The 20,237-nt window shown below is 41.3% G+C and carries 19 protein-coding genes; 9 read left to right on the top strand and 10 right to left on the bottom strand.

Annotated elements, in window-relative coordinates; genetic code table 11:
- Positions 1-51 precede the first annotated feature (51 nt).
- Positions 52-1,074, bottom strand: a complete 1,023-nt coding sequence (locus ABWV72_RS11585) for a purine-nucleoside phosphorylase (protein WP_353370663.1) — start codon at positions 1,072-1,074, stop codon at positions 52-54.
- 141 nt (positions 1,075-1,215) lie between these two features.
- Here ABWV72_RS11585 and ABWV72_RS11580 point away from each other — a divergent pair, with 141 nt between their 5' ends.
- From ABWV72_RS11580 to ABWV72_RS11555, 6 genes are all read left to right on the top strand, one after another.
- On the top strand, positions 1,216-1,572 hold the full coding sequence (locus ABWV72_RS11580) for a VOC family protein (RefSeq protein ID WP_353370661.1): 357 nt from the start codon (positions 1,216-1,218) through the stop codon (positions 1,570-1,572).
- Positions 1,573-1,812: 240 nt separating this feature from the next.
- Positions 1,813-2,181: a hypothetical protein gene (locus ABWV72_RS11575; RefSeq protein ID WP_342806124.1), complete on the top strand. Its 369-nt coding sequence runs from the start codon at positions 1,813-1,815 to the stop codon at positions 2,179-2,181.
- Positions 2,182-2,252: 71 nt separating this feature from the next.
- The gene (locus ABWV72_RS11570) at positions 2,253-2,930 is read left to right on the top strand and encodes a YjbF family lipoprotein (protein ID WP_353370659.1); all 678 of its coding nucleotides are present in this window, start codon (positions 2,253-2,255) and stop codon (positions 2,928-2,930) included.
- A complete protein-coding gene (locus ABWV72_RS11565) occupies positions 2,923-3,654 on the top strand; it encodes a capsule biosynthesis GfcC family protein (RefSeq protein ID WP_353370657.1) in 732 nt (243 codons plus the stop codon). Before ABWV72_RS11570 ends, ABWV72_RS11565 begins: the two co-directional genes overlap by 8 nt.
- Positions 3,651-5,771, top strand: a complete 2,121-nt coding sequence (locus ABWV72_RS11560; protein ID WP_216049391.1) for a YjbH domain-containing protein — start codon at positions 3,651-3,653, stop codon at positions 5,769-5,771. Before ABWV72_RS11565 ends, ABWV72_RS11560 begins: the two co-directional genes overlap by 4 nt.
- 78 nt (positions 5,772-5,849) lie before the next feature.
- Positions 5,850-6,281: an acyl-CoA thioesterase gene (locus ABWV72_RS11555; RefSeq protein ID WP_353370654.1), complete on the top strand. Its 432-nt coding sequence runs from the start codon at positions 5,850-5,852 to the stop codon at positions 6,279-6,281.
- A gap of 26 nt (positions 6,282-6,307) precedes the next feature.
- On the opposite strand, the gene ABWV72_RS11550 is transcribed toward ABWV72_RS11555, so the two are convergent.
- From ABWV72_RS11550 to imuA, 3 genes are read right to left on the bottom strand one after another with little or no spacing between them, the layout of a single operon-like run.
- A complete protein-coding gene (locus tag ABWV72_RS11550; RefSeq protein ID WP_353370652.1) occupies positions 6,308-9,382 on the bottom strand; it encodes an error-prone DNA polymerase in 3,075 nt (1,024 codons plus the stop codon).
- Positions 9,383-9,417: 35 nt separating this feature from the next.
- On the bottom strand, positions 9,418-10,872 hold the full coding sequence (locus ABWV72_RS11545) for a Y-family DNA polymerase (RefSeq protein ID WP_216049388.1): 1,455 nt from the start codon (positions 10,870-10,872) through the stop codon (positions 9,418-9,420).
- Between the two features lies 1 nt (position 10,873).
- Positions 10,874-11,554, bottom strand: a complete 681-nt coding sequence (gene imuA, locus ABWV72_RS11540) for a translesion DNA synthesis-associated protein ImuA (RefSeq protein ID WP_216049387.1) — start codon at positions 11,552-11,554, stop codon at positions 10,874-10,876.
- A 273-nt stretch (positions 11,555-11,827) separates the two neighbouring features.
- Between imuA and ABWV72_RS11535 the strand changes: the two genes are divergently transcribed.
- Entirely contained in the window at positions 11,828-12,295 is a 468-nt protein-coding gene (locus ABWV72_RS11535) for an EVE domain-containing protein (RefSeq protein WP_216049386.1), read from the top strand.
- A gap of 45 nt (positions 12,296-12,340) precedes the next feature.
- On the opposite strand, the gene ABWV72_RS11530 is transcribed toward ABWV72_RS11535, so the two are convergent.
- The 5 genes from ABWV72_RS11530 to coaBC form a co-directional block, all read right to left on the bottom strand.
- The gene (locus ABWV72_RS11530) at positions 12,341-14,098 is read right to left on the bottom strand and encodes a DUF885 domain-containing protein (RefSeq protein WP_353370649.1); all 1,758 of its coding nucleotides are present in this window, start codon (positions 14,096-14,098) and stop codon (positions 12,341-12,343) included.
- A gap of 109 nt (positions 14,099-14,207) precedes the next feature.
- Positions 14,208-14,531 (bottom strand): DUF1820 family protein, encoded by a 324-nt coding sequence (locus ABWV72_RS11525; RefSeq protein WP_216049384.1) that lies wholly within the window; start codon positions 14,529-14,531, stop codon positions 14,208-14,210.
- Between the two features lie 141 nt (positions 14,532-14,672).
- The gene (locus ABWV72_RS11520) at positions 14,673-15,242 is read right to left on the bottom strand and encodes a TetR/AcrR family transcriptional regulator (protein ID WP_216049383.1); all 570 of its coding nucleotides are present in this window, start codon (positions 15,240-15,242) and stop codon (positions 14,673-14,675) included.
- A gap of 318 nt (positions 15,243-15,560) precedes the next feature.
- Complete coding sequence (gene slmA / locus ABWV72_RS11515) at positions 15,561-16,151, bottom strand: nucleoid occlusion factor SlmA (protein ID WP_216049382.1); 591 nt, start codon at positions 16,149-16,151, stop codon at positions 15,561-15,563.
- A gap of 45 nt (positions 16,152-16,196) precedes the next feature.
- Positions 16,197-17,405 (bottom strand): bifunctional phosphopantothenoylcysteine decarboxylase/phosphopantothenate--cysteine ligase CoaBC, encoded by a 1,209-nt coding sequence (gene coaBC / locus ABWV72_RS11510; RefSeq protein WP_342806140.1) that lies wholly within the window; start codon positions 17,403-17,405, stop codon positions 16,197-16,199.
- Positions 17,406-17,581: 176 nt separating this feature from the next.
- On the opposite strand from coaBC, the gene radC reads away from it, so the two are divergent.
- Positions 17,582-18,256 carry a RadC family protein gene (gene radC, locus ABWV72_RS11505; protein ID WP_216049380.1) on the top strand — a complete coding sequence of 225 codons (675 nt, stop codon included), beginning with the start codon at positions 17,582-17,584 and terminating at the stop codon, positions 18,254-18,256.
- Positions 18,257-18,361: 105 nt separating this feature from the next.
- Positions 18,362-18,853, top strand: coding sequence for a VOC family protein (locus tag ABWV72_RS11500; RefSeq protein ID WP_216049379.1), 492 nt, complete (start codon positions 18,362-18,364; stop codon positions 18,851-18,853).
- A gap of 480 nt (positions 18,854-19,333) precedes the next feature.
- Here the strand turns inward: ABWV72_RS11500 and ABWV72_RS11495 are convergent, their stop codons facing one another.
- Positions 19,334-20,221 carry a TauD/TfdA dioxygenase family protein gene (locus ABWV72_RS11495; protein ID WP_353370645.1) on the bottom strand — a complete coding sequence of 296 codons (888 nt, stop codon included), beginning with the start codon at positions 20,219-20,221 and terminating at the stop codon, positions 19,334-19,336.
- Between the last annotated feature and the right edge of the window lie 16 nt (positions 20,222-20,237).

Genomic DNA, 20,237 nt, shown 5'->3' with positions numbered 1-20,237 from the left:
CAAGACTTTCCCAGTTACTCAATGCCGTGGGCTAGTTAATTCGGTAGCGATTTAATTCTGAATTAATTCAGGCACTCCATTTTTCCAATCGTCCCAATTAGCCACAATAGTGTCGACCACCTTACTACCAACCAAAACAATATTTTCAACGGTTTCAGCAAAACCTCCCGCGGTTTCCCCTGGTGCTGGATCTAAGTGCTCAAGAGTGCTCTCGTTGGGATTTCCTTGGTCGAAGTTAACTGCTCCCCGAAGACTCATGACTCTATCTATTTCTACTGTTCTTGATAGAACCTGAGCTAAAGCCGTGGCTTCCATTTCAGTTATAATATAGTCATCAACAGCATATAGTTGTGTAATGTATTGCGCTTGTTTTGATAATCCAGGTCCATGAAAAAAAGTGTCGCCGGTCATATGGGTGCCGATCGTTATTGCTGGGCTGCGTCTCGCTTCTTTTTGTGGATAGCGCATGCGATAAGCATTGGCCGATTCGGAGTCTTTTAATGTCACAGATTGACTTAACCAAACACTCCATTTCAGTAATTCTGAATTAAGCTGGTAGCGACGAATATCTTCGTATCCTTTGCGTGGCATAAATGTAGGAGCGCCTGCTTGCCCTTCTTCTGCTTTCCAGCGATGACCTAAGTCATAATCTACAAGCCAACTTGCCCAGCTGACGTCACCGATAGTCCCCTTAGATGGTGGAGTACCGCCAACGCCACTGAGTATGAAATAGCTATTTGTAAAATTAAATTGCGGTGAAAGTAAAATAGCTTGCATGGACGCTGAAGAGCCTACTTTTCCCATCCCCAATACTGAGCCACAAACACCGTTTGAATTACAAAATACCGGACGATGTGCGCCTTTAACGTTTATTGGTCTACTGTCGCTAAAATAATGTTCATACCAGTGTTGGAACTCTCCGGCTTTATCACCACTGTTAGCTCCAATTTCAAACATGGCCGCGATAAATACTCTAACTTCGATTGTTTTGTGTTTGTCGTTCGCTTGCGCTTGTATCGATAAAAAATACCAGATACATAGAAGGACGATTTTTGATGGAAGTATCCTTATCATCTTGTCACTCACCTTTTTGATTCAATTTAATGCTGCAACTCTGCAATAGCGTATATTAAAACTAAAATTACATCTAAAGTTTATACTCAGTGATTACGCTTGCTTTGCGTTATTCATAAATGTCAGATTTCAGGAGCTAATATGAACGAAAATGAAAAGCTAAATTATGTGGAATTTCCTGCAAAAAATCTAAGTGCCACCAAACAGTTTTTTAGTGCGGTATTCAATTGGCAGTTTGTTGATTATGGTCCTGAATACACGTCGTTTTCGAATCAAGGGCTTGATGGCGGGTTTTATCAAGCTGAGCTTTGTAACATACCTGAAAATGGCGGTGCACTTTTAGTATTTTACAGCAGCGATATACAAGCAACATTACAAAAAATAAAATCACAAAATGGCAAGATCATTCGTCCTATTTTTGATTTTCCCGGAGGTTGCCGTTTTCATTTTAGTGAACCCAGCGGTAATGAGTTTGCAGTCTGGTCTGAAAGCCAATAAACACGGCTTTATCAGGTATATTTAAGTATATAAAGGTATTGAAATATAACGGGATTATGTTGCATCCGTGTTAATAAAGTGACAGTTTATGTCTACTTTAAAACACGATTAAAAACTTTTTGAAATATTCAGATTAAAAAGTTCTTTAAATCAGCCATTGATCGTAAATTAGGCATTGAGATCGTAGAGCGGATACTTTAATATCCGACATCAGGTGTCAAATACTTTCAAGGAAAAGTGATGAGAAAAAGTTTAATTGGATTAGCAGTAGCTGCAGCAGTCGCTTCTGTTAGCGTACAAGCTCAGCAAGAGCAACAAGGTGGAGCTGGCGCAAGCGGCGGTGCATTTGGTGGTGTTGCTGGTGGTACTATCGCTGCTGGTGTTGTTGGCGCTACTATTTTAGCGGGTGTGATTTCAAATTCGAATGGTGATGCTCCAGAGCGTCCTATTACTGTTCCACCTACGCCTACACCTACGTGTGAAGGCGATGATGATTTAGTTGACGGTGTATGTATCGGTACCACTATTACAGTGACTACTACTGGAACTGGAACTAGTACATCAACTGTAACTGTTCCTGTTACTTATACTTACTCGCCTTCGATCTAAGTTTAGTAAAAGATTTAAAGCCGCCTTTGGGCGGCTTTTTTATTGGTTGTGAATATCTATTATGGATAACAATGAAAATAACTTTTAGCTTATTAGTATGTAGTGCACTTTTTCTGTCGGCTTGCTCTTCTACACAAAGAGCTTATAAACAAAACATAGAATTGTATTTTAGTAGTAAACAAAGTGTTACTTTAACTAAAGATACCGTTTTAGAAACCCCCATTGATCTCATATACATAAAAGCGGGTGAACGTCCATACGCTACTATGGCACTGGCTTTTATCGAAAACAGTCGATATAAATGGGTTTCCGCAGATAATGCAGTATTGGTTACTCAAAATGGAAGGTTGGAACGTACTTTAGGTCTAAAAAACAATTTAATTTATGTGGCTAACTTAGATGCTGATCCTATGGTGTCAAAAAGTGATGTAGCAGAAAATGCGAATTGGAATAGTTATTTAGATTTTGACCCACATCAGTATGGGGTGAGATTGTATTCAGAGTTTAAACGTCAAGAGAATATACCCCTGACAATTCTGGATCAGCAATTTACAACCACTAAAGTAATAGAAAACGTCACAACTCAAAGTGTCGAAACTGCTTCAGATAGTTGGCAGAATGTGTATTGGTATCATACTCAAACTGGACAGTTATTGCGTTCTTCACAACAGTTCTCTGGCTCATCTGAGCGTTACGAAATACAATATGTTAGCAGGGCTATGAGATTGCTGGAGTCTACTAATGAATAGATTAAAAAGCCTTTTCACAGTTATCTTGTTTTCATTCTGCATTAATAACTATGCGAATTCCCAAGTCGAAGTTACGGTTAATGGCAATATTTTGAACTTTGCTGAAAACCCCAGATTGAATCAAGTTTTAGAATCAATTGCCCTGGAGCAAAATTGGTATTGGCGTGCTAGTCAGTTATTTAAATTGGATTCCGACATAGCTGAAAAAAGCAGACAGGAACTGGTTAAACAGCTTTCGGTTAAATCAAAGGTTGCTGATTCAGCTACATTTAACCAACTTATAAAACAAATAGAAAGCTGGACACTCGCACAGCGGATCGACATTGCCATCGATTACGATTTGGCGCGGTTTCAACTAAATCATAATCCACTATTCGATGATGGAAAATACCGTTTAACCCTTAGTAAACGAATGACCACTCTGTTTATTTTCGGCGCTGTGTCACAGCCAAGTACGATTGAATATGAGAATAATCAGTGTATCGAAAACATCGTGGCGCAAATTAGTAAAACAGAATCTGCCGATGCAAACATTGTTTATGCAATTCAACCTGACGGCGTTATTCGTCAATTACCTGTAGCCTATTGGAACCAAAAATGCCACCAGGTGATGCCCGGTACACAACTTTATATTCCTTTGGTAGAGTCCCAATGGTTTGCAGATAATAGTCAGCTCAATCAGCTTATCGCTGAACTTGCAGTAAATAGGGTAGTCATTGAATGATCACAATTAAAAGGATGTTAGCTCTTGTTGTAATGACTAACGCCGCGTTAATTAGTTTTATTACATCAACTGCATATGCCTCTGAGCAATCGTTTGACGACGATAATGGAGATGTGTCGCAAATGATTAGGGGCGGAGCCGGTTTAATACAGACTCCCACAGCGCGGATGGCTAAAGAAGGCTCGTTCACTTTAAACTATAACGATATTGATCAATATCGATTTTGGTCAGCAAGCCTGCAGCTTTTCCCGTGGATGGAGTCTACAGTTCGTTATACCGACGTAAGAACACAACTTTATAGCCAAGATCCAAGCTTTAGTGGTGATCAAACCCTAAAAGACAAAGGCATTGATGTTAAGTTTCGACTGATTAAAGAAAGCTATTATTTACCTGATGTTTCATTTGGTTTAACGGATATCGGTGGAACCGGTTTCTTTAGCAGTGAGTTTATTAACTTTAGTAAAAATCTTGGCCCCTTTGACATACATCTTGGTGTAGGTACCGGTTACCTTGGCGCAGGTGGAAATATCACTAACCCACTGTGTGAAATTAAGGATTCATTTTGTGAGCGTCCTGGTGGATTTGGTGGTCGAGGTGGAAAAATTGACTACAACGAGTTCTTCAAAGGTCCAGCGTCGGTTTTTGGTGGCATTGAGTATAGAACACCTATTGAGGGGCTAACCCTTAAGCTAGAATATGACGGTAATGATTATGTAAATGACCGTGCTGGAACGCTAGAACAAGACAGTGAGTGGAATGTTGGCGCGGTTTATAAATACAATAATTGGGACTTTAACGTAAGTTATCAAAGGGGCAATACCTTTGGTTTTGGCGTGTCATACAACTTCAATATGCACACGGTTAAACAACATAAATTTGATCGCCCACCTAGAGAGCTGAACAATGCGAAACCGGCAGAATCAATTGAAACGATTAACCGTGATCGCCTGTATGCTGATTTAGTAAATGAAGGCAGTTTTATCATTAATGCTACTCATACTGGTGAAGACGAAATGACGTTTTACGGAACTCAGTTAGGTTACCGTGATCATGATGAGGCAACTCAGCGCGTTGGTAGAATATTAGCTTCCGAGTTACCTGATTCTATTAAAACCTATAAGTTGGTGGATACATTGGCCAACATTCCATTACTCGAAACGAAAATAGATGCGCAAGAATTTAAAGTTGCCGCAAACTATCAGCGTTTAGAAACTGATATTCAATCAGCATACGTTCGTCAAAACCCTACTCAATCCACAGTCGATAATTACCACCCCAAAGATTACTCTGGGGCGTTTTTCAATATGGAAAGCTTTTGGATTCAAACTTTTGGTAATCCAGAGGATTTTTACCTTTATCAAGGTGGTGCATATCTTAACGGCGGTTACCAATTTAATCCAAACTTCTCTGTTCGTGGTGGGTTGAAAGTGACTGTGCTTGAAAACTTCGATAAGTTTAATTTTTTAGTCGACTCTGAAACCTCGCATCTACCTAGAGTGCGCACGCAAGTTCGAGAATATGTAACGCGCAGTAAAGTGACTATGGAAAATGCGTACCTGCATTGGTTCGATAAAATTGCAGAAGATACTTATGCGCAAGTGTATGGTGGTTATTTAGAGACCATGTTTGGTGGTGTGGGTACCGAGGTGCTATATCGCCCTGTAGATAGCAGCCTAGCGTTTGGAGTTGATCTAAACTACGTACAACAACGTGACTTTAATAACGAAACAGGGTTCTTCGATTATAAAGCCTTCACTGGTCATGCGAGTGTTTATTGGACGCCTGAATTTTTACCTGACATGCAGCTAACCGTAAATGCTGGTCAGTTCTTGGCAAAAGATAAAGGCGTTAATATCGATGTAGCTAAACGTTTTGACAGTGGCATTATTGTGGGTGCCTATGCCGCATTTACTAATGTATCAGCTGAGGAATATGGAGAAGGTAGCTTTACCAAAGGATTCTATATTTCCATACCATTTGATCTCTTCTCGTTAGCGCCAGCTAAAGGGCGTGGAAAAATTCCATGGATTCCTATTGGCCGTGATGGCGGGCAAATGTTGCAACGCCCAGTTAAGTTGAAAAATTTGACCGAAGCGAGAGCACCATTTTACGATTAGGATAAAATGATAAGCGGTCCCTAATATTCTGATTGCAAAGTATTAGGGGCTTTAGCGCTCAGATTTTTAGGTTTAAACATGTCAACTAAGTACACTCGAAACGATTATAAAGTTTTTTATCCTATGCAAACCCGCTGGGCTGATAACGATATCTATGGGCATGTTAATAATGTTCAGTATTACGCTTATTTCGACACTGCAGTTAACCGTTATTTAATTGAAGAAGGCGGTTTGAATATTCATAGCGATGCAGTGGTGGGCTTTGTTGTTGAATCAAAATGTCAGTACTTTTCTGCCATTGCGTATCCACAATCTTTGCAAATTGGTTTGCGAGTTTCTCGTTTAGGCAATAGCTCGGTTACCTATGAAATTGGAATTTTTGTTGAGGGAGAGAGTTCACCGTCAGCACAAGGTCATTTTGTGCATGTGTTTGTTGAACAACAAACTAACAAGAGTACTGCTATTCCTTCGAATATTCTTGAAGCCCTTAAATTGATTCAGGTTGAGTAGTCCGTTTTATTGACGTTAATCAGTCTTCAATGGAAATCTCTGGAAGTGGTATTTAAATCTTCCAGTAAGTGACTCAAGTCAGTAATTTTCCCTGCAATGATATGAGTGACATCACCATCGCCACGCTCCAAAATACCGCTAACTTTGATTATTTTTGATTTTAAAAAAGCCTTTTTTTGTGCCCGAGCGGTAGCCTGCCATACCACTACATTGCAACAACCCGTATCATCTTCTAAGGTAATAAAGGTTACTCCTGCTGCGGTGCCTGGTGCTTGTCTACCAATGACCACACCGATAACATTGACTACAGATTTATGCTGCTTTTCAGCCAATTGCTTTGCCGCTGTGTACTTACCTAATTTCCCCGCATTACGTAATAATTTTATCGGATGATGGGTTAACGACATGCTTGTTGCCGCATAGTCTTCAACCATTTCCTCTACATCTGTTGGTGCAACATCAAATAAGAATGATTGTTCCTGATTTTTGAACAAGGGTAATTCCGACTCACTCTCCATTAATGCCCAGCGTGCTTTATAGCGATTCTGGGCCAGTGAGGATAGTGCATTGGCGCTGGCAAGGGCTTCCATATGATCGCGCTGAACTGACAACTGTTTTAGTTCAACAACAGATTTATAGCCGTTTTGGGGGCGTTGATTAACCAGTAGTTGTGCAGCACTCTTCGACAAGCCTTTGATCATGCGTAATCCTAGACGTATGGCGAAGGTGTCCCCATCTTTTTGCAAGATATGATCATAATCAGAGTGATTGATGCAGATGGGGAGTATCTTGATGTGATGGCGCTTCGCGTCTTGAATTAATTGTGCTGGTGGATAAAAACCCATGGGCCAACTATTCAACAGACCCACGTAAAATGCCTGCGGGTAATAATACTTAAGCCAAGATGACACGTAGGCAAGTACCGCAAATGATGCCGAGTGGGATTCTGGAAATCCATATTCACCAAAGCCACATATTTGGTTGAATATACGTTGGGCATAATCTTGCGTATAACCTCGTTCAAGCATGCCATTGATGAGTTTGTGTTGGAATTGCATGAGTTGTCCGTTTTTCTTCCAACTTGCCATTGCTCGTCTAAGTTGATCGGCTTCGCCACCGCTAAAACCAGCAGCGACCATAGCCAGTTGAATAACCTGCTCCTGAAAAATGGGTACACCCATGGTTCGACTAAGCACCCCAGCGACTTCTTCTGAGGGATATTCGATAGGCTCCTTGCCATCACGTCTGCGTAAAAATGGATGAACCATGTCACCTTGGATAGGCCCAGGCCTGACAATCGCAATTTGAATCACCAAATCATAATAGGTTTTCGGCTTAAGGCGAGGCAGCATGCTCATTTGCGCACGGGATTCGATTTGAAAAACCCCAACCGTATCGGCTTGTTGAATCATTTTGTAGACTTGTGGATCATCTTCGAGTTTGGTGATCTGCGCTATGCTGAGGGAGTGACCATAGTGCTTTTCGACTAATTGAAAAGATTTACGAATGGCAGTGAGCATACCTAAGGCCAACACATCGACTTTCAATAATCCTAGGCTTTCCAGATCGTCTTTATCCCATTGTATGACGCTGCGCTCTGCCATGGCCGCATTTTCAATAGGTACAAGCTGATATAAAGGACCTGATGAAATAATAAAACCTCCTACATGTTGGGATAGGTGTCTTGGAAAACCCATTATTTCATTGACCAAAGAGATGAAGTGTTTACCTTTTACTGAGGCAGGATCTAGACCTAATTCGGCAATTTGTGCCTGCCAATTTAGACCGCTGTCTCGACGGTTAATATTTTTAATAAAAAAGTCTAGCTGGGTTTCGTTTATCCCCAATGCCTTACCCACTTCCCGTAACGCACTTTTGAAACGGTAGCAGGATACGGTTGCCGCTATGGCGGTGCGTTCCCGTCCATATTTAGTATAGATATATTGAATTACCTCTTCTCTGCGTTGGTGTTCAAAGTCGACATCAATATCAGGGGGCTCATCTCGCTCTTTGGAAATGAAGCGTTCAAATAGCACGTTAATTTGACGAGGATCGACAGAAGTGATCTCTAAACAATAACAAACTACGGAATTCGCCGCCGAACCCCGTCCTTGATATAAAATCTGTTGAGACTGCGCAAATTGCACTACATCATAAATAGTGAGAAAAAAGAATTCATATTCTTGTTCCTCAATGAGTACCAATTCTTTTTCAATAATATTACGAATGTCAGGTTTTATGCCTTCTGGAAAGCGTTTTTGAATACCTACTTCGACTAAGTCTCTAAGGTGTTGTTGGGGGGATTTTCCTTCAGGAATAAGTTCTGCAGGATACTCATAACGCAGCTCTCGCATATTAAAATTGCACATACGGGCAACTTCTACTGAGTTATCCAGCCAACTCCGTTTGAAAAGCTTGTTGAGCTTGTCATGACTACGTAAACAACGTTCACTATTGGATAGTAGTTTACGACCAAGCGCGGCCACCGTAGTACGGTGTTTGATGGCGCTGAGCAGATGCTGTAAAGGGAGGCGACTTGGATTGTGCATTAGCACACCGCCGCAAGCACAGATTGGAAGATCAAATAACTGGCTGAGCTTTTCATAATGGTCGAGCATCGATTGCTCATTGGCAGTGAGGTGACGTTGGGCGGCGATCCATAAACGATTTTTATAGTGCTTTTTTAACCAATTTGCCCAAGGTTCATCAACATTTAGTTTGCCATTGGGCAGCCACAACATTAAGCAATGTTTAATGGTTTTAAGATCCCATTTAGCCAAGCTATATTCACCTTTAGGTGAGCGTCGTCTAGCATTTGTAATGATTCGACATAATTCAGCATAAGCTTCCCGGTTAGGGCATAACAAAACACACCGCAAGCTGTCATCTAGTTTAAAATAACTGCCTACGATGAGTTTAATTGCAAGCTTGTGATCTTTAATTTCGGTGTAAGCCCTTACTACCCCTGCAACAGAACATTCATCGGTTATTGCTATTGCTTCATAGCCTAAAAAATGCGCTTGCTGAATGAGTTCCTGAGGATGGGAAGCACCATGCAAAAAGCTAAAATTAGACTGGCAGAATAACTCAGCGTAGGCCATAGATTGGTCTCTAACTTATCTTTTTAACGAGCACGTTAGCTAAAAAAACCATGGGCAAACCACAAGCTATTACTGGTACGATATATCCATAGCCACTGGCCATGTTGATTACGCGCGATGAAATAGTCTCGGGTGATTGCTTGGTTGTCCCACCATCCAGTACTTATGCGTTCTGGCCCATGTATGATGGATACTTTTTCTGTTAATGGTTGTGGTGTTTGCAGCATAAAGCTTGGTCGTAATGGGTAGGTCGAAATGTGTTTAGGTGTTGTTTCCAGTTGGGGTTGCACATATTTATTTACTTTTTCGGGGCGAAAATCATCATCTAACATCACCTGCGAAATCGCCTCTTCTCCTAGCTTGGCTTGTAGCAATGAGATTAATTGTAAATACGTGAGAGTACCCTTGCTGGCACTGAATAAATCGCCTTTATCGGGGCTACGTAATTGGGTTTCGGCGGTACTTAGCTCTAGTGCAAATATGGGCGCTTGTAAAACTAAGTTGTCCAATTTCAATATGCTAAGATTAACCCACTTGTCAGCTTGGTATTCTCCTTGCGCAGAACCTACCTCTAAGGTGAGTGCTTTATTATCTCGTTGATAGAAAGTAAAAATAATCTTCTGAGTAAGCAAATCCCGTATTTTTAAAAACTGCTCTAATGCAGTTAACAACAGTTTTATTGGTGATAGAAGTGTGTCGGTATGACTTATCTCATAAAGTAGTTCTAAGTAACGTTGAAACTTAGATTGGGGATGGTAGAAATCCATTGGATGATGAAATTCACCACTTAGTCTACCCAAGTAAGTCACCAAATCTATATCAAAACGCTTGGCGACATCCTTTAATGGCACTGCCATTAGATCGGCAAGAGTGTGGATACCGACTCTAGCTAACTTGGTAACGGTTTTCTTATCTAATTCAGAGTCAACTAGTTGTCGAATACCAATTTGGTGTTGCAACATAGGTAGATGGTCGCTGACTTGATTCCACGCCGTTCGGGCTAGGATACGGGCAGCATAAGGGGATTGTCCGCTGGCATAATAATATTTTACCTGGAACTCTTTTAGTTGGTTTTTAACAACCCGCCAATAGCCATTAAGTCCGCCGTACAACATCAGCATATTGTGTATTCGTAACAGCAAGCCATTTGGCGGAAACAGACAGATATCAGAGGTGACTAGATACAAGTGTTCGGCTATCTCAACTAATTTTTTTTGCTCTATATCACTTTTATAGGGCAACACCTGGAGGTGTTGATCTAGTGCCGCGGCGGTTCCCAATCCCATTCCTGTGCGAATACCGGCATCAATAGCAGCTTGATTTAATTGCAATACGCAATTTGTTTGATGATGCAATATGACCAATGAGTGCTGAGTATTGATCTGCCCGCTAGTGTCTTCAACACGCCTTTGCTGAGGCGATGGAATTGCATGACATACACTGTCTAATTGCAAATGAGGAAAGTGTAAATATAACCAAAGAGATTGCATATTAGCTGACTTTAGCCCGTGGAAATGTCAGCACATTAGTGGCGCGTTGGTTGAGTGCTAATTCAGGCCAAATGTGGCTCATATTGAGATTAAATGGCTGGGCTGGCCAACCGCCTTTACGTTTGGTAATTTGCACCTCTAAGCCCTGTTCATGAGCACTGAGTTTCATCGCTAGGCTCACCGGTAACGACAAACTTAATTGTCGATTTTGACGCACTACAAAATGTAAAGCGTCACCTTGTTCAGCGGCTAGTTGTAGACGTTTGGTTTGGGCGATTTCAAGCTGTTGATGCCACATTAGGACACTATGGCAGCAGCCGCTCTTAAGGCATTGCTCGGCACTCCAAAGCGCATGCTCTGCACTATTTGGTTGAACAATTAGAACCTGTTCAAGTGTGATCCCAAATTCCGCCAACATTTCTCCGTTAATTTGCATCGGAGGCGCAATAAACACCAATAAGCGCTTATGCTGCTGACGATATCGCAAAGCTGGCAATAACAAACGTAATTCGCCGATGCCTATGGGAGTATGGATATCAATCATTCCCGATTGTGGGAAGCCGCCTTGAAGTGCTTCATCAAGTTCTTCATAACCTGTACTTTCGGAGGTCAGGCACTGTTCTTGTTGATTGCCTTGCCATACTAAGCGTTTATTTTTTAGTTGTTCCAATAGTGTGTTCATAAATAACTTAAACTCCGGATAAGTACCGCATCTCGACAATGCTATTTTTACGCCTACGGCGTTGGAGGTTCTAAAAATAGTCCGCTATTACGTGCAAACCCCCGCTCTACTATCCATAACAATTTTATTATCGAGCATAATAAACAGGTATAATTTATACTGTATTTATGTACAGTATATTGATCAATTTCATAGATGCAAGTTTTGCTGTAAGTTGAAGCAATAGTTATTATGATGGACCGCTGTAATACCAAAGAGCATAAAAGGTAGGTTATGAATTATTGGTTATTTAAGAGTGAACCAGATGCATTTAGCATCGACGATTTAGCGAATAAGGCCAATCAAACAGAGCATTGGGATGGTATTCGTAATTATCAGGCTCGCAACTTTTTGCGGGATAAAGTGCAACTTGGTGATCAAGTATTCATATATCATTCTAGTTGTAAAAATGTCGGAATAGCAGGTTTGGCCGAAGTGGTGAAGGGCGCTTATCCAGATCATACTCAGTTTGACCCAGAGTCAAAATACTATGATCCGAAATCAGATCCTGAGCAGCCTAGATGGTATATGGTAGATGTTAAATTGGTTAAAAAATTCAATCAAATCCTGAGCTTAAAAAGCATAAAGGCGATGCCGCAGATACAACAAATTGGTCTGGTTCAAAAAGGCCATCGTTTGTCTATTATGCCCGTGAATGCAGAAGAGTTCGCTTATTTGCTTAAAGAGTGTAACGAACTTTAATTAAAAATAGATTGCAGAGCATTGAAGCTCTGCATATTTTACAAATTATGACTTTTTCTGTTGTTCAATAAATAAAGCAATATTTTCTCTAAGTACAGACAGTGGGATAGAGCCGTACTCCAACACTGCATCATGAAATGCACGTAAATCAAACTTATCACCAAGGGCTTCTTCAGCTTCAGCGCGTAATTTTTTAATCTCTAACTCGCCAATTTTATAGGCTAGCGCCTGTGCTGGCCAAGAGATATAACGGTCGATTTCAGTGGTCACGTTGTGTTCTGAAAGCGCTGTATTCTCTAGCATATAATCTAAAGCGCGCTGTCGCGACCAACCTTTTATGTGCATACCGGTATCAACCACCAAACGGCACGCTCGCCACATTTCATAACTCAAGCGACCAAATTCTTCGTAGGGTGTTTGATAAATTCCCACTTCTTTGCCCAGAAACTCAGAGTACAAGCCCCAGCCTTCACCAAAAGCTGAAATGTAAGTGTAACGACGTACATTTGGTAAATCACTCATCTCTGATGCAAGTGAGATTTGTAAATGATGGCCCGGAACCGCTTCATGCATTGTCAGTGCAGGGATAGCATATAAAGGTCGTTTATCTAATGCGTAGGTGTTTACCCAGTAATAACCAGGTTCATCGTCACGCCTTGGTGATACATATCTGCCTGTGGTGTATTTCGGTGCAATGGCATCAGGAACGGGGGCTACGCCGTAAGGAGTACGAGGTAGCTTGTAAAACAGCTTAGGCAACTGCGCATCCATGCGTTTAGCTACGTAAGATGCGTGTTTCAACAGTTCAACTGGCGTTTTTGCATAAAATTGCGGGTCGGTACGTAAGAATTGGATAAATTCATTAATACTACCTTGGAACTCTAATTCATCCACAATGCTCTGCATTTGGGCTCGTATACGCGCTACTTCTGTTAATCCCAGTTGATGGATTTCATCCACTGAAAGATCTGTAGTGGTATAATATTGGGCGCGATTTTGGTACATCTGTTCGCCGTTAGGCCAAGATTTAGAAGCCACATCTGACTTTGCTTTAGGAATATAATCGGTGACTAAAAAATCGTAAAAGTGTTGATAAGCACCCATAACATCTTGTTTGATAACTTGCTTCGCTTCTATTATTAATGCACGTTTTTGTGCCTCAGAAACATTGATATCATCGATTTTTAGGAAGGGGCTGTAAAATGTATTTTCTTCTACCTGGCCGTTAAAAAAACTCTCAACCGACTTTTCAAAACCCAGCATAACCGTTTTGGGTTGAACCATTCCCACTTCCATCCCTTTTTTCATCCACGCAATTTGTTGCGCAAAATAAGCGGGGATTAAACGAAGTCGAGTGAGATAATTTTGGTAGTCTTTTAGATCCGCGAAGCGACTCGAACGGGGGAGTCCAGCCATTGCACTATGAAAACCGTACTCCGACGTTAACGGTACATAATGTGCGTTGAAACGATATTCATCGACATAATTTTGCACCCGATAACGCTGCATCAGCAAATTAATTTGATCTGTTCGAGCTAACTGCTGTTTATCTATTTGGTCTAGTTGGTTTAAGAATTTTTTGAATTGAGAGTTTTGTTTGGCGAGCCCATCAGGCGAAATATCGGCAAGTTTGTCATCGAAGTCATGTACTCCTTGAGAGCTTGCGTAAACAGGTGATATAGATAGCTCGTATTGCCAAATATCATCCATCAATTGAAGTAATTTTTGCTGTTCAGATGCGGTAACTGGAAGGCATAGAAACAGCAAGAAAAATATCGATACTCTGTTCAAAACTATATGCATGTTGGACTTTTTCCTAATTATTATAGTTACAGCTTAAGGCAAAACGGCTCCAATACAAAACGTACTGAAACTGTAATTGACGGTATGTTAGGTGCTGTACGGAAAAGTACTAATTTTTAGGTGTGTAAATCGGACTCGGAAATGCCGTTACTTTATCTGACAATTCAGTAATTTTTGCCGTACCTTGTTTCTTCACTTCGTCAATTCTTAACACGCTGTGCATAGGTATATAAGTGTGTTTTACATCAGCAAATTCGGTTTTTAATTTTTCGTGGCTCGGGTCTAATACCAGCGTTGTGTGGGTATCCCAGACAAAATCACCTATCTCTACAAATCCAAACATACTGCCTTGACTGACTTCACGTACATAAACTTCATAACGTTCGCCATTACTAACAAACTGTACCCTAAATAAAGGATTTTTAGTTGTCATCTTACTCACTTTTAGATATCAAAACGGGCATGAATTCTAACGACAACTGAGACAATCGCCAAGTGAAATTCGAAGGCTATTGATAAAACCATATAGGTTATTAAATATGAAAACCAGAAGTGAGAAGACTAGGCTATTTAATTAAGGTTTCAGTGGCCCTAAAATGGCCTGAGTAGCCAACATTAGTTCATCAGTGTCACCGGCTAAAATCCCATTAACGGCAAATCCTTGTACGTAACTGCATAACTGTAAACCGGTGGACTCAATATTGATATCCTGCCTAACTTCTCCTAGTTTTTGGGCTTTTTCCAAACAACCAATAAAGTCAATCTGGAGACGATCCAGATAATGCCGACCAATATCTCGGATCTTGAGGTCATCGAAGCCTAATTCAGTAATAATATTAATTAACAAACAGCCTCGACCTCTAACCAAATCAATATAAGCTGAGAAAAAACCTTGAATAGAAAGCATACCTTGGTTGTGTTCTAGGTGTGAAAACGCTTTGGATAAATGCTGCTCTTGATAATGGGCTAGCACAATATATAAAAACTGCTGTTTAGAACCGAATTCAATATAGAATCCACGTCGGTTAAAATCGGTTCTGGCGATAATTTCGTCCATTGCAGCACCATGATAACCATGCTCCAAGAAGACCGCAATTGCTTGTTCAAGCACCTCTTCAACGTTGTATAGGGCCTTACGAGGCATATCAAATTCGCTTAAATAAAAAAGAACATGTGTTCTTTATAGGTTAGTCGAGAATTAGATTGTGTCAAGACATTGTATTAGGAGCTTTAGCCTTTGAGCTATGTTCGATTTTTTGCGGGTACAAATTGTAGCAGGGGCTTTAGCCTTTGAGCTATGTTCGATTTTTTGCGAGCATAAATTGTATTAGGGGCTTTAGCCTTTGCGCTATGTTCGATTTTCTGCGGGTATAAATTGTAGCAGGGGCTTTAGCCCCTGACTGGTGTCCGGTTTCCAGATTGAATAAACATCAAGCAACCGGATTATATTATCGAAACGAATTTAAGAAAAAAACTGTTTGTTGATGAACTGCCAAGTTTCTTTAAAATCTTCGGTGGGGCGGCGTTTGAAATCACTACGGATAAACAAATTAATACGACCGTCGGTATAGCAGATCAGCATATTTGCAATCACACCTTCATCCGCAGGTAATGATTTTCCTTCACGAAGTTTACGTTCTCTTAAAACCTGTTTTATTTGCGTTTCAAGGCGCTCAAAAATCTGTGCAATTCTGCCACGTAAACGTTCCTGCTCTCCCATTAAGGCATCACCGTTCAAAATGCGGGTAATACCTGGATTTTTTTCTGAGAAACCTAAAATCAAATGAATAATCAATTGAATACGCACAGCGCTATCTTTTTCTTCATTAATAATTTTATTGATACGTGAAAACAAGGTTTCTTCGATAAACTCAATTAAACCTTCAAACATCCGTGCTTTACTGGGAAAGTGGCGGTATAAAGCAGCCTCTGACACGCCTACTTCTGTTGCCAATTTAGCCGTAGTGATACGCTGTCCAGGGTTGTTTTCTAGCATACTTGCTAGACATTGCAGAATTTGCGCTCTGCGGTTTGGACGTTTAATCGCGGGCATTAATCATGTCTCCCTGTCTGTAGGACCATATTATTATTCTTAGAGTTATTTTGTTGCATGTTTATTTCTATATTTTTCAGATACTAATTGCATCAATTTAAAAGCAAGTTGCTTTTTATCGGCAACATCGAGAGATTTTTCACCCTCTTTCCAAAAAACCGTCAAAGCATTTTGATCACTATTGAATCCAATGTTGCTATTTGAAACATCATTAGCAGCGATCATATCAAGCTGTTTACGCTCCAGCTTTTCTTTTGCATAACGACTAACGTCTTGTGTTTCGGCAGCGAAGCCGACAGTGAACACTGACCGTTGTTGTTTTGCGACATCTGCAAGAATATCAGGGTTTTTAGTAAAAGTAAGGGTCAACTCTTGATTGTTCTTCTTGATTTTTTGATTTACCGCTTCTAAAGGACGATAGTCGGCTACGGCTGCACAGCCAATGAAAATATCCGCGCTTTGTATATTTCCCATAACGGCATCATGCATTTGTTGCGCACTTTCAACATTAATCAGGTTCGCTTTGTTAGGAGCGCTTAAATTTACTGGGCCACTCACCAAAGTCACTTCAGCACCCATGGCTATTGCCGCATTGGCTAGTGCATAACCCATTTTGCCCGAGCTGTGGTTGCTGATGTAACGCACGGGATCAATTGCTTCTCGGGTCGGTCCTGCCGTAATCACTATTTTTTTGCCAGTCAAGCATTGAGGCGGCTTGGGTTGGGTGATTAGGTCTGCCAAGTACTGAGGTTCAGGCATACGTCCTTGCCCAATATCGCCACAAGCTTGCTCACCTGAGTCGGGTGGAATAATAGTGACCCCACGATTGGACAAGATGGAAAGGTTCTTCTGCGTAGCATCAGCCTTCCACATTTGCTGATTCATGGCAGGAGAAATATATACCTCAGCAGTACTGGCCAAGCATAACGTCGACAACAAATCGTCGGCCATGCCATGGGCAAGTTTAGCAATAAAGTTTGCGGTGGCAGGGGCGATAAGAATGCTATCAGCCCATTTCGCCAATTCTATATGACCCATAGCTGCTTCTGCAGCCGGATCGAGTAAATCGCTAGAAACCGGATTGCCTGATACTGCTTGCAATGCTAAAGGACTAACAAAATGTTCAGCTGAAGCGGTTAATACTGCTCGTACCTCAGCGTCCTTGGCGGTTAGTTTGCGTATTAAATCTGGGGTTTTATAAGCGGCAATGCCACCTGTAATTCCGAGTAAAACCTTGTGCTTTTGAATGGCCATGTGTCTAAATATTCACTAAAAATCTGTGCTGCATTTTACCTAATATAAAGGTTAGACAAAACACTTAGGTACTTGATATGACTTAATATTGGCCTGATCGGCGATCATTTGCTAGGTTTAATTAGTGATATACGACTAATTGCTAGTAATTTTAACCCTAATTCAGGCACGGATGCATGAAACTATCAGAATGGCCAAAAATGGAGCGGCCAAGAGAAAAGCTCCTATCCATGGGCAGTGAAGCTCTTTCAGACGCAGAACTTCTCGCTATTTTTTTGAGAACTGGAGTACAAGGAAGCAGTGCTGTTGATTTAGCCCGTGAATTACTCACTCAGTTTGGCTCTTTGCGCAGTTTACTGAATGCCAGTAAAAGCCAATTTTGCTTGGGTAAAGGTTTGGGCGAAGTGAAATATGTGCAGTTACAAGCGACTTTGGAAATGTCGAAACGCTATTTTGCTCAATCACTCACGCGAACACACACATTTGATAGCGCCAATCGCACTAAACAGTATCTGCTGAGTCAACTACGTGACGAACCTAACGAGGTCTTTGCGGTATTAATGCTCGACAGCCAACATCGTCTTATTACCTTCAAAAAACTGTTTTTTGGGACGATTAACGCAGCAAGTGTTTACCCTCGAGTCATTGTTCAACAAGCCTTAGAGTGTAATGCAGCGGCAATTATATTAAGTCACAACCACCCGTCGGGCATCGCAGAGCCTAGTCAAGCAGATCAACATATTACTCAACGTATCAAACACGCCTTAGAGTTGATTGATGTCACTGTACTGGATCATATTATTGTCGGCGATGGTGACTGCGTGTCTTTTGCTGAACGGGGATTGGTATAAGGCAATCAGATGCATAAAATCAATTAAAAAGGCATATGAATGAAAGTATTGGTAAAGGAATAATTCATCATAGGTGTAAATTCAAGTAAAACACAGGATAGTATAATGACTTACCCCAATACCCTTATTTTTGTTGATCTCAGCGCTGATGATCCCGCTGCTGCTGGTGAGTTTTACGCCGAGGTGTTTGGTTGGGAAAATGACCCTCGTCCAATGGGGGTTTATCATCGCATGGTTCCCGGTGGTGTTATGCACGACAGTGAAGGCAATGAAACCACGATTGGAAACTTTCACCTTGGCATACATAAAGCTGAAAATGCCCGTCCTCATCCCAGTCCTGATGGCGTTGAGCCCCGCTCTATATCCACCGAAGGGCGTAAGCCTAGAGTTTGGATTTTAGTCAGTGATGATGACAATATTGACGACATTTTAGCCCGTGCAGAGTCTCGAGGTGCAAGTATTTTATGGAAGGATCATTTTTGGGCTGAATTTAATGGTATTAACGCAGCCTTTCAAGATCCTTGGGGTAATGAAATTATATTGTGGGTAAAAGGTGGTGATGCACCTCAGATACCTGCTCATTTTACCCAAGAATAACTGTGACAGGGGGCTTTAGCCCCTGAAATCCGTTTAAGTTCCACAGGCATAAATATCAGTCTACAGGTGTTGTGTCGCAGGGGCTCTAGCCCCTGAAATCCATTTAATTTGCACTGACATAAATGCCAGTCTACAGGTGTTGTGTAGCAGGGGTTCTAGCCCCTGAAATCCATTTAATCTCCACTGGCATAAATACCAGACTACAGGTGTTGTGTAGTGGGGGCTCTAGCCCCTGAAATCCATTTAATTTCCACTGGCATAAATGCCAGTCTACAGGCGTCGTGTCGCAGGGGCTTTAGCCCCTGAAATCCATTTAATTTCCACAGGCATAAATATCAGTCTACAGGTGTTGTGTCGCAGGGGCTCTAGTCCCTGAAATCCATTTAATTTCCATAGGCATAAATGCCAGTCTACAGGTGTTGTGTAGCTGGGGCTCTAGCCCCTGAAATCCATTTAATTTGCACTGGCATAAATACCAGTCTACAGGTCACCTACTGAAATCGGTTTTTCACCTTTGACCCATAATCGATGTGCCATACGTTGATATTTTTTATCATCGTAAACGGTGCCTGTATGCAATGTGCAGCGGTTGTCCCACATTAACACGTCGCCTTTCTGCCACTTGTGGGCATACACATACTTAGGTTGGGTAATGTATTCAACTAGCTCATCGACCAAAGCCATGGCTTCGTCATCTTCCATGCCTAGAATATGCTTTACCGTACCTGTACTAACCCACAATGCCTTACGGCCATCGGCGGGGTGGACGCGGATCATTGGATGAATGACATCAGGGTTTTCGCGACGCAATTCATCGGTAATTTCATAGCTATTGAATTCACGATTTTGAATAAAATGCACCAATGAATGATGAATTTTTAACGGATCTAATCGTGCTTTTTGCTCTTCTGGTAAATCTTCATAGGCAGCCACTTGGTCAGCTAACAGGGTGTCGCCCCCTTCATCAGGAACGGTAACCGCGTAGAGCATAGTGCACATTACCGGTTCTTCTTTGTAAGAATAATCTGTGTGCCAGCCTAAACCGTCGTTATGTGCGCCAATGGGTTCACCGTTTTCATCAAGCATATTAGAAATTTTAAAAATATGCGGATAGTTAGGTAAACAAAATTTGGTTTGAGTATGCAGCTCCGGCTCACCAAAAGCGTTAATAAAACGCATTAGGTCATCGGGCTCCATTGTTTGATTGCGTAATAAAATTGCGCCATGTTGATGAAACGCCGCGACTACTTTGGTCAAGGTTTCTTGGTCTGCTGATGGTAAGTCTACATCGACTATTTGCGCACCAAAGTCGCCCTTTAAATGCTCTATGGTTAATTCTTCTGACGTTTTAGCTAATGACTTATTCATAATTTGGCTCACTGAT

It is taken from the genome of Aliiglaciecola sp. NS0011-25 (assembly GCF_040370605.1).
Taxonomy (GTDB): domain Bacteria; phylum Pseudomonadota; class Gammaproteobacteria; order Enterobacterales; family Alteromonadaceae; genus Aliiglaciecola; species Aliiglaciecola lipolytica_A.
This window is presented reverse-complemented; position numbering and strand designations above follow the sequence as displayed.

Bases quoted from the DNA above. Each gene is read 5' to 3' on its own strand.
- ABWV72_RS11585 (WP_353370663.1), bottom strand. From the start codon at position 1,074: ATGATAAGGATACTTCCATCAAAAATCGTCCTTCTATGTATCTGGTAT.
- ABWV72_RS11580 (WP_353370661.1), top strand. From the start codon at position 1,216: ATGAACGAAAATGAAAAGCTAAATTATGTGGAATTTCCTGCAAAAAAT.
- ABWV72_RS11575 (WP_342806124.1), top strand. From the start codon at position 1,813: ATGAGAAAAAGTTTAATTGGATTAGCAGTAGCTGCAGCAGTCGCTTCT.
- ABWV72_RS11570 (WP_353370659.1), top strand. From the start codon at position 2,253: ATGAAAATAACTTTTAGCTTATTAGTATGTAGTGCACTTTTTCTGTCG.
- ABWV72_RS11565 (WP_353370657.1), top strand. From the start codon at position 2,923: ATGAATAGATTAAAAAGCCTTTTCACAGTTATCTTGTTTTCATTCTGC.
- ABWV72_RS11560 (WP_216049391.1), top strand. From the start codon at position 3,651: ATGATCACAATTAAAAGGATGTTAGCTCTTGTTGTAATGACTAACGCC.
- ABWV72_RS11555 (WP_353370654.1), top strand. From the start codon at position 5,850: ATGTCAACTAAGTACACTCGAAACGATTATAAAGTTTTTTATCCTATG.
- ABWV72_RS11550 (WP_353370652.1), bottom strand. From the start codon at position 9,382: ATGGCCTACGCTGAGTTATTCTGCCAGTCTAATTTTAGCTTTTTGCAT.
- ABWV72_RS11545 (WP_216049388.1), bottom strand. From the start codon at position 10,872: ATGCAATCTCTTTGGTTATATTTACACTTTCCTCATTTGCAATTAGAC.
- imuA (WP_216049387.1), bottom strand. From the start codon at position 11,554: ATGAACACACTATTGGAACAACTAAAAAATAAACGCTTAGTATGGCAA.
- ABWV72_RS11535 (WP_216049386.1), top strand. From the start codon at position 11,828: ATGAATTATTGGTTATTTAAGAGTGAACCAGATGCATTTAGCATCGAC.
- ABWV72_RS11530 (WP_353370649.1), bottom strand. From the start codon at position 14,098: ATGCATATAGTTTTGAACAGAGTATCGATATTTTTCTTGCTGTTTCTA.
- ABWV72_RS11525 (WP_216049384.1), bottom strand. From the start codon at position 14,531: ATGACAACTAAAAATCCTTTATTTAGGGTACAGTTTGTTAGTAATGGC.
- ABWV72_RS11520 (WP_216049383.1), bottom strand. From the start codon at position 15,242: ATGCCTCGTAAGGCCCTATACAACGTTGAAGAGGTGCTTGAACAAGCA.
- slmA (WP_216049382.1), bottom strand. From the start codon at position 16,151: ATGCCCGCGATTAAACGTCCAAACCGCAGAGCGCAAATTCTGCAATGT.
- coaBC (WP_342806140.1), bottom strand. From the start codon at position 17,405: ATGGCCATTCAAAAGCACAAGGTTTTACTCGGAATTACAGGTGGCATT.
- radC (WP_216049380.1), top strand. From the start codon at position 17,582: ATGAAACTATCAGAATGGCCAAAAATGGAGCGGCCAAGAGAAAAGCTC.
- ABWV72_RS11500 (WP_216049379.1), top strand. From the start codon at position 18,362: ATGACTTACCCCAATACCCTTATTTTTGTTGATCTCAGCGCTGATGAT.
- ABWV72_RS11495 (WP_353370645.1), bottom strand. From the start codon at position 20,221: ATGAATAAGTCATTAGCTAAAACGTCAGAAGAATTAACCATAGAGCAT.